The sequence below is a fragment of the Vibrio sp. Vb1574 genome (genome assembly GCF_033338675.1).
This window is the reverse complement of the sequence record NZ_JAWOTC010000364.1, coordinates 1-1,133: the sequence shown is the minus strand read 5'-3', so window position 1 is coordinate 1,133 and position 1,133 is coordinate 1. Positions and strand designations below refer to the sequence as shown.

The window sequence follows — 1,133 nt, the reverse complement described above, 5'->3', positions numbered from 1 at the left end:
TCACGTATTACTTAGATCGCCCAGACGTACTGGCAAAATACACAACCAAAGTCATTGCAGATAAAGCAACATATCCATACTTGCTCAGCAATGGTAACCGTATTGCACAAGGCGAAGCAGAGAACGGTCGTCATTGGGTGCAATGGCAAGATCCACATCCAAAACCAGCTTATCTATTTGCGCTTGTCGCTGGTGACTTTGATGTTCTTCGCGATAAATACACCACAATGTCTGGTCGCAACGTTGACCTAGAAATCTTTGTCGATAAAGGCAACTTAGACCGAGCGGGTCACGCGATGACATCGCTAATCAACTCAATGAAGTGGGACGAAGAACGCTTTGGTCTAGAATACGACCTCGATATTTACATGATCGTGGCGGTTGATTTCTTCAACATGGGCGCTATGGAGAACAAAGGCCTAAATATCTTTAACTCTAAGTTTGTTCTGGCGAATGACCAAACGGCGACAGACCGAGATTACTTGGGTATTGAAGCTGTGATTGGCCATGAATACTTCCATAACTGGACAGGCAACCGCGTGACTTGCCGTGATTGGTTCCAGCTGAGCCTAAAAGAAGGTTTGACGGTGTTCCGTGATCAAGAGTTTTCTTCTGACTTAGGTTCACGTGCGGTAAATCGAATCGACAACGTGCGCATTATTCGTGGCCCTCAGTTTGCTGAAGATGCAAGCCCAATGTCACACCCAATTCGTCCTGACAAAGTTATTGAAATGAATAACTTTTATACGCTGACCGTTTATGAAAAGGGCAGTGAAGTGATTCGTATGTACCACACTTTGCTTGGCGAGGAAGGCTTCCAAAAAGGTATGAAGCTTTACTTTGAGCGTCACGACGGTACAGCGGCAACATGTGAAGACTTCGTTTCTGCAATGGAAGATGCAACGGGCGTTGACCTTAAGCAATTCCGTCTATGGTATAGCCAATCTGGTACACCAACACTTCGTGTAAACAGCGAATACAACGCTGAAGCCAAAACTTACGCTCTAACAGTTGAGCAATTTACTGAAGCAACGCAAGACCAAGCAGAAAAACAAGCACTGCACATTCCATTCGATATCGAGCTGTATGATTCGAAAGGTCAGATTATCCCACTTACCATTAATGGCGAATCA

The 1,133-nt window shown here is 44.9% G+C and carries 1 protein-coding gene; it reads left to right on the top strand.

All coding sequences use genetic code 11. The annotated features are described in order from the left end of the window. Positions 1-1,133 (top strand): aminopeptidase N (pepN, locus tag R7O12_RS26205; protein ID WP_318126985.1); only part of this gene is annotated, 1,133 nt, incomplete at both ends.